This window comes from Halohasta sp. A2 (genome assembly GCF_056175805.1).
In genome coordinates, this window is sequence record NZ_JAQFWV010000011.1 from 62135 (window position 1) to 68774 (window position 6640).

Annotated in this window: 9 protein-coding genes and 1 pseudogene; 3 read left to right on the forward strand and 7 right to left on the reverse strand. The window is 51.6% G+C overall.

Annotation, left to right across the window (positions count from 1 at the left end; genetic code table 11):
• The first annotated feature begins 143 nt into the window (after positions 1-143).
• Positions 144-1049 carry an LLM class oxidoreductase gene (locus tag O2S87_RS05400; RefSeq protein WP_475407787.1) on the forward strand — a complete coding sequence of 302 codons (906 nt, stop codon included), beginning with the start codon at positions 144-146 and terminating at the stop codon, positions 1047-1049.
• 99 nt (positions 1050-1148) lie between these two features.
• Here O2S87_RS05400 and O2S87_RS05405 read toward each other — a convergent pair whose 3' ends face one another.
• The 5 genes from O2S87_RS05405 to O2S87_RS05425 form a co-directional block, all read right to left on the reverse strand.
• On the reverse strand, positions 1149-1541 hold the full coding sequence (locus O2S87_RS05405; RefSeq protein WP_475407778.1) for a DoxX family protein: 393 nt from the start codon (positions 1539-1541) through the stop codon (positions 1149-1151).
• Between the two features lie 157 nt (positions 1542-1698).
• Positions 1699-2634, reverse strand: coding sequence for a signal peptide peptidase SppA (sppA, locus tag O2S87_RS05410; RefSeq protein WP_475407779.1), 936 nt, complete (start codon positions 2632-2634; stop codon positions 1699-1701).
• A 144-nt stretch (positions 2635-2778) separates the two neighbouring features.
• Positions 2779-2991, reverse strand: coding sequence for a hypothetical protein (locus O2S87_RS05415; RefSeq protein ID WP_475407780.1), 213 nt, complete (start codon positions 2989-2991; stop codon positions 2779-2781).
• Between the two features lie 236 nt (positions 2992-3227).
• A complete protein-coding gene (locus tag O2S87_RS05420; protein WP_475407781.1) occupies positions 3228-3884 on the reverse strand; it encodes a lactate utilization protein in 657 nt (218 codons plus the stop codon).
• A gap of 213 nt (positions 3885-4097) precedes the next feature.
• Positions 4098-4328: a hypothetical protein gene (locus O2S87_RS05425; protein ID WP_475407782.1), complete on the reverse strand. Its 231-nt coding sequence runs from the start codon at positions 4326-4328 to the stop codon at positions 4098-4100.
• 286 nt (positions 4329-4614) lie between these two features.
• Here O2S87_RS05425 and O2S87_RS05430 point away from each other — a divergent pair, with 286 nt between their 5' ends.
• The gene (locus tag O2S87_RS05430; RefSeq protein WP_475407783.1) at positions 4615-4707 is read left to right on the forward strand and encodes a DUF8161 domain-containing protein; all 93 of its coding nucleotides are present in this window, start codon (positions 4615-4617) and stop codon (positions 4705-4707) included.
• Between the two features lie 206 nt (positions 4708-4913).
• A pseudogene (locus tag O2S87_RS05435) lies at positions 4914-5360 on the forward strand (PIN domain-containing protein).
• 83 nt (positions 5361-5443) lie between these two features.
• Here the strand turns inward: O2S87_RS05435 and lrp are convergent.
• A complete protein-coding gene (gene lrp / locus O2S87_RS05440; RefSeq protein ID WP_475407784.1) occupies positions 5444-5905 on the reverse strand; it encodes an HTH-type transcriptional regulator Lrp in 462 nt (153 codons plus the stop codon).
• A 394-nt stretch (positions 5906-6299) separates the two neighbouring features.
• Positions 6300-6473, reverse strand: a complete 174-nt coding sequence (locus O2S87_RS05445; RefSeq protein WP_475407785.1) for a DUF7556 family protein — start codon at positions 6471-6473, stop codon at positions 6300-6302.
• Between the last annotated feature and the right edge of the window lie 167 nt (positions 6474-6640).

A 6640-nucleotide genomic window follows, 5' to 3' on the forward strand; every position in this document is an offset into this window, starting at 1 on the left:
ATATTAATAGTGGCCAGCGTATTTGCAGCGATACAACCGAAGCGACGATACGTGTACGGTACGGATCTGTGGATGTGACAGACTCAGAAGCTGATGGAACCGATTCAGAGGGTGTGACCGCTGATTCCGACGGTCTCAATCACATGAATGTCGGGTACCAACTGCTCTTTGAGAATTCTGAACTCACGTTCGGACTCGGATTTCCCTTCACCGGCGAACGGCAGTCGACGCCGCCTATCGACGAAGAACTCAGGCTAGCCACTCACGCCGAACAGTTGGGTTTTGACGCACTTTGGGTGCGTGATGTACCGACTTTCTGGCCGCGCTTTGGCGACGCTGGTGGGGCGTTTGACCCGTGGCCGCTGCTTGGACATCTCGCGGCCCACACCGACGAAGTCGCGCTTGGTACATCGAGCGTCGTGCTCCCACTTCGACACCCACTCCACGTTGCAAAGTCCGCTGCAACCGTCGACCAGCTCTCAGGAGGGCGTCTTGTGTTGGGTGTTGCATCCGGAGACCGGGACCCTGAATACGAGGCTTTCGGCGTCGATCCCAATACACGTGGAGCTTTGTTCCGCGAAGCTGTCTCGACGATTCGAAGCTGTTGGGATGAGCCATACCCATCAATTGAGGGCGAATGGGGTCGACTCAACGGAGAACTTGACGTCCTTCCGAAGCCGTCGACTGGCTCAATCTCGGTGTTACCAACAGGCAACGCTAGACAATCCCGCGAGTGGATTGCTGACCATGGCGACGGTTGGCTGTTTTACCATTTGCCCGAAAACACGTTGGAGTCGTATCTTGATACGTGGCGAAAGCTCGCGGGTAACAAACCGTTCGTAATCGCTGTCCGCGTTGCACTCGCTGATGATCCAACTGCGGATCCAGAGCCACTCCACCTCGGTTATCGTGCTGGTGTTGAGTGGTTCGAAACGTACTTTGATCGATTGGAGTCATACGATCTCGACCATGTTATTATTGCACTGGAAGATGACAATCCTCAACAAGCAATGACGATATTTGCTGAAAGAATCCTAGATGAGAGGTAGGCACCTGACAGATATCGGTCGACCACATCCAGTTATCGATGTGTTACCTCTTGGTTCAAATCTTTCAGTCGACTGTCGATAGTATTCGAATATCGGTCTCTAATTAGTGTACCAGAGGGCCCAAAGAATCAACACGCCCTGCAGCGGGAGTCGCCCCCAGCGAACCAACTCGGACGGATCGCCACCTCCTGGCATTCCCTCAATGACGACTCCGTGGGTCGCCATGTAGATGTTTGCTGGAAAGATCGCCACGAGCAACGCCACTGTCGACCACGCTGCGAGCCGTCGGGTTCGAGGAATCAAGAGTCCGATCCCAACGGCGATTTCAGCGATACCGGACAGATAGACGAGCGCAAGTGGTGACGGAAAGAACGGTGGGATGATTTGGACATACAACTCCGGTACGACGAAATGCAACACACCGGCGACGACATAGGCTGGAGCCATCACATACAGTAACGGGTGTTTGAACCGGTTGAGAACCTCAGTCATTATCAACAGATACAGTTCACAGCAGTGAAATAGTGTCGCTCTCTCGGTCTGTGGTATCTGACTGTAGTAGGTCTCGCATCCTCTCAGGAGGGTTTTCTCATAGTCTGCATGGAGTGGTGAACACGAGAGGTCAACCAACAAAACCTCAGATAGTTAACTACTTCAGTTCGATCTTGAGATCGCTACCGTCACTCTTCGCGACGTTTGCGATACCATTGCCAGCGGCGAAGGCGACCCGTTCGGCACCAAAACCTACCCGCTCAGCAATGCTTCGATCTGGTTCGAACTCATGCGTTTCGACCTCGGAACCAAGTAGATCGGCAATTCTATCTTCGACATCGGCCTCGGTTCCGAGTTCGTCGACGAGCCCGATCTCCATCGCGTCGGTCCCAAGATAGATGCGCGCCTCCGTATCGCGGATGTCATCTGGATCCATATCGCGCCCCTCGCTGACGGTCTCGACGAACTGGTCGTAGTAGCCGTCGATGATATTTTGGAGATATTCCCGCTCGTCGTCCTCGATTTCGCGGAGCGGAACGCCAGCGTCTTTGAACTCACCGGCTGTGAACTGCTCGTACGAGAGCCCGAGTTTGTCGGCCAGTCCAGCTGCATTGGGTCGTGAACCAACGACACCGATCGACCCGACGAGGCTGGCATCTCTGGCCCACACCTCGTCGCACCCGCTTGCGATCCAGTAGCCACCCGAGGCACACGTATCGGTCGCATACGCGATCGTCGGGCCGTCGAAGTCGGCTGCTGCACGGCGGATGTCGTCACTCGGAAGCACCTCTCCGCCGGGCGTATTAAGTTCGACCAGGAGGGCTTCGACAGCCTCGTCGTCGTCGGCCGCCTCGATCTGCTCGACGATGTCGTCGGCAATGCACGCATTTGTTCCTGAAAGTGAGGAGGATCGACTGCGGGTGCGCTGAATCGGTCCCGAGACCGTGACTTTCGCAACATTGTAATTTCCAGGACCGCCGAACCGGCCGCCTGTGAGTCGACCAACGAGTTGTTTTCCAGCGAGGGTCGCTGCGGCCCCCGCGAGCCCTGCAGCAATCATCGCGGATTTGCTGGAATCGGCGTCAGTGTTCATATTTGGTCTGACTCATTTTCGGGGGTGTCTCATATATATTACTCGCCACGTAGCCCACTGGTCACCCGACCACACTGGAGACTTCGACAAATCAACCCAATTCGACACCCCAACGAACTCGATGGCTGGCAGAGATAGTAGACGTCAGCGACACTCTTCGAGATTGAACACGAAGCTTTCGGTGCTACTTCGAAGCCATGCCTCGGGAGACTCGGCTGACTCGTCAGACCTGAATTCAACAAATCCCTGCGTGCTGAGTGTTGTACAGAGCTCGCTGTTTTCGTACTCAAGATCGGTGGCGGTAGGCGCATTTGCTAACTCATCGAGCTTCGATTCAAGGCATTCGTTACTGACCATACACTGGAGACGCACAGGGGGTGGTTTTCAGTACACGTCGACTACTGTCCGTAGACACACAGTAGAGACTGCCTACGATGACTAACTGACCGGTATCCAGGAACTACTACCGTGAGATAGGGTTTGCAATTCAAACGAGTGAAATTATTGTCGTCCTGATCGCAGTTGAGAACGAGGAAACAGATCTGGACAAAAGGGTGTCGGGAGACAGATACCCGAGGCGTAGTCGTGGCGAGTTAGTAGCCCAGCTGCTCGCGGACCAGCACAATAGTTGTTCGTCCCTCGTCGAGTTCCTGCCGGAAGATGAGTTGTTTAGCAATCGCAGACTCAACCCCGTAGGCGTCTTTCGCTCGTTCGTTTTCGAGAGGGTAGGCCACAGAGTCAAGCCGATCGAGTGCATCCGAAAGCGTCGGCACAATTTTGTTCACACCACTGACGATAACGACGTTACTCGCAGCGAAGGGATACGCACCAATCCGACTCCCCGAGCGGTCGGCCGCGACAAGTTCTCCAGTCTGGGCGATGGCGTTGATACCCCCGAGGAAGTAGTCGGCAGTCTGTGACTCTCGCCGCGCGGCTTGACGCTCGGCATCGTCATCGATGCTCCAGATTTCGTCGGGGAGACTTTTCCACTCATGGTCACCCTCAGAAAGATGTTCAATGAAGCCGATCTCTTCGAGCGTTGTCGAATGCCCGTTCATCACCGAAACACCGTTGGGGATCTGCGACTGTAACGTCTCTAAGGCCTCTTCGACCGAGTCAGCAACGACAACCTCGAATCCGTTTGCCTCCAAATTCTGGACAGTCTCTTCGATGTTCTCGTCGTCCGGTAGTTCATCGAGTGATTCATCGATTCCGGCATCAGCTGCGTAGCTAGATTTCTCTTGGGACATCAGTTGTTGAACCGTAGCTGTATGTAGCACCAAGATTGTGTTAAGGACTCGCGGACACCAGTGTCACGTAGTTACACTAGGGTTACTTCCTAACAGAGACTAACAGACTAACAAAGTTCACACGACTATCGACCATTTAGCACCTCTGAGTTCGTGTAACTGTCTACTTGACTAATTCGACGCTTCTTCGAGCGCGCGCTAAGGTTCAGATGTTCAGTTAGTATTTTTCCATGTTAGCCACACATCTTGATTATTAGTTTTTCGCTGTTCTATTTGTCCTATATCAGCCATTAGAATCAGTTCCTTCTTGACTGATTCTGTGTCATCTCCAACGATAGATGCGATATCGTTCGTAGATAGTGCCCTGTGATTCTCAAGAGCAGAAAAAATAGACTTCTGAAGCTCATTCCCTTGGAATGATTTGTCCTCTGGGATTTCGTCCATATACAGAGACTCCACTCTATAGATTAATCTGTATCGTACAAAAATCAGAATACGATAATCCCATCGCAGAATACGCGCTGACAACTCAAATTATGAAAGTTCTAAGATTGAATGTTCACGTACGCGCCCGAGAAACGAGACCCAGATGATCGGGAAAGGTACTTGTTCAGATAACGCCCAGTGTGTTCCACGACCTCGTCATACTCACGAGCGGAAAGGGAGTCGTCACCACTGGTTCCACGACCTCTATATAGAGACGAAGAGCCTTGACGTTGTAATCAGACGTATGGGCCGCCGCGCTGAGTATGATCTATGCGACGAGATGGTTGACTACGAGCGGGCGATCCCGGATCGGCAAGGCGAACCGTGTCAACGCTAACGTTGACGTAACCATGGCGACGGCTGATGACTAGATTCGAGTAAGCAATCGAGTGAAGCAAGAACTCGACCGCCTCCGGCCTGAGGGTGAGAGCAACAACGACGTTTTGGAGCGTGTACTTGACGAGAAACCTGCCGGAGACTTCTACGACGGGTTCACCGATGGTCAAACGAAGAAGCAGAGCGCGTCCGTGAGGGGCGTCAGAAATCGAAGGAAAAGCGGACCCAGCGGATGCCAGATCGAACGGAGGACCCTGCACGAAGGTCCTTGATGCAAATTTTCTCATTGACTACTTATACGGCGGCGAGCGACAAAAGAAATTTATGAGGCGGACGGCGGCGAGAACGAACGCTGGGTAATGCCGGTTCCAGCGTCCGTCGAGATGCTTGTCGGCGAGGGAAATCTTCCGAATGGCGACGTCGCTAGTGCTCGGGCTGATCTTTCGTGGGGCGAGAAGTACGGTGTCGACGAGAAGACAAGCTGTGATGGCAGCGGAGGTTGCTGACGAGGTTGAGCCAGGAAGTCCGTATCTGGGTGCTCTCAACGCACTAATCGCAGCGGTTAGACGCGAATTAGACGCACCAGTTGTTTCCGCCGACAGGGACCTCACTCACAAGCTAACCAAACAGGTCATCAACGTCAAAGAATGTTAAATGTGATGCGAATTAAACAAACTGAAGCTGAAATTATTCAACCATCGTTGTTCGTTTCTGTTGTGTTTGAGTTATGGAGTCGACTACTCGTCGTCGACGTCGAGTTCGAACTGGGCGTGTTCTTTGACGGCATTGAGCACGACACTTGTGTTCGATTCCCGAATGTCGACATCCGATAGCAGTTCCTTGATTTGTGCGTTCATGCCGTCCGTGTCTTCGAATTTTCCGATTGCGATGATATCGTAGTCGCCTGTGGTCTCGTAGACACTGATCATTTGGTCTTTGTTACGGAGTCTGTCGACGATTTCGGTGAGCGCACTTCCTTCGACCTTTAGGTGTGTGATTGCCGTCACGTCGTATCCGAGTTTGCCGTAATCCAGGATCGGTGTGTATGCTTGAATGATCTCTTGGGATTCGAGATCGTTGATATGATTTGAAACGGTGGTAACTGACACATCGAGTTCTTTGCCGAGGCTTCGAAGACTTGCCCGACCGTTGCCAATGAGCTCATTGATCAACTGTGAATCTAAGTTATCGTAGGTCATACTGAGATATTTATTTATAATGGGAAAAACATAGCGATTGTTGCCTGAACTATTCAAGCATTTTGTAGAGATACTTCTCGGTGTACTGAATGTTATCGGCTTCGTTATTGGTCGGCTGCAAGCAACTTCGTGAAGTACGTATCTGTCTGAACGTCAGCCGTAATTTCTTTTATCGAATCCTGACTACAACAACAATCAGGTGGTACCTCTGGTTCAGCGAAGACGGTCTCACACTGCTGGCAGACAAAGAACCGTAATCCTAGCATACCATCTATTGGAATTGAGTAGCTAAATGATCTACGGGCATTGCCATTGTTCTGATCGAAAAAATATGTGTGATAGAGACGTCTATTTCACGATTTAACCACCATCCAATACTGGATCAAGCAATCGCCTATCGGCTTGCTTTGAGAACCACAGCGTCTCGCTCATCGACTGAAAGCCAGGAGTTGTCCTGGCTGATGTCTGCAATAATGAAGCTACGTCCAGTGCTTGTCTTGTCAATCGATGCGACAACGTCGTTACTGGTGTTCAATCGTCCACTTATTTTTGATTGACCTTGGCTCATGGTATCTTTATTGGCGTGTTACAACATTAATGTTGTGCTTTAGAGCCTGTCCAAGAAATATCGGCAGAGAACTCACATGACGTAGACCTTATCTAGCAGAAAATCCTGTACAGCGTAAGGATTCACCCGTGACGTTCAATTTTATCCGATACGATCAAGATCAGCAA

Coding starts and splice junctions, on each gene's coding strand:
- O2S87_RS05400 (WP_475407787.1), top strand. CDS start 144: ATGAATGTCGGGTACCAACTGCTCTTTGAGAATTCTGAACTCACGTTC.
- O2S87_RS05405 (WP_475407778.1), bottom strand. CDS start 1,541: ATGACTGAGGTTCTCAACCGGTTCAAACACCCGTTACTGTATGTGATG.
- sppA (WP_475407779.1), bottom strand. CDS start 2,634: ATGAACACTGACGCCGATTCCAGCAAATCCGCGATGATTGCTGCAGGG.
- O2S87_RS05415 (WP_475407780.1), bottom strand. CDS start 2,991: ATGGTCAGTAACGAATGCCTTGAATCGAAGCTCGATGAGTTAGCAAAT.
- O2S87_RS05420 (WP_475407781.1), bottom strand. CDS start 3,884: ATGTCCCAAGAGAAATCTAGCTACGCAGCTGATGCCGGAATCGATGAA.
- O2S87_RS05425 (WP_475407782.1), bottom strand. CDS start 4,328: ATGGACGAAATCCCAGAGGACAAATCATTCCAAGGGAATGAGCTTCAG.
- O2S87_RS05430 (WP_475407783.1), top strand. CDS start 4,615: ATGGGCCGCCGCGCTGAGTATGATCTATGCGACGAGATGGTTGACTAC.
- lrp (WP_475407784.1), bottom strand. CDS start 5,905: ATGACCTACGATAACTTAGATTCACAGTTGATCAATGAGCTCATTGGC.
- O2S87_RS05445 (WP_475407785.1), bottom strand. CDS start 6,473: ATGAGCCAAGGTCAATCAAAAATAAGTGGACGATTGAACACCAGTAAC.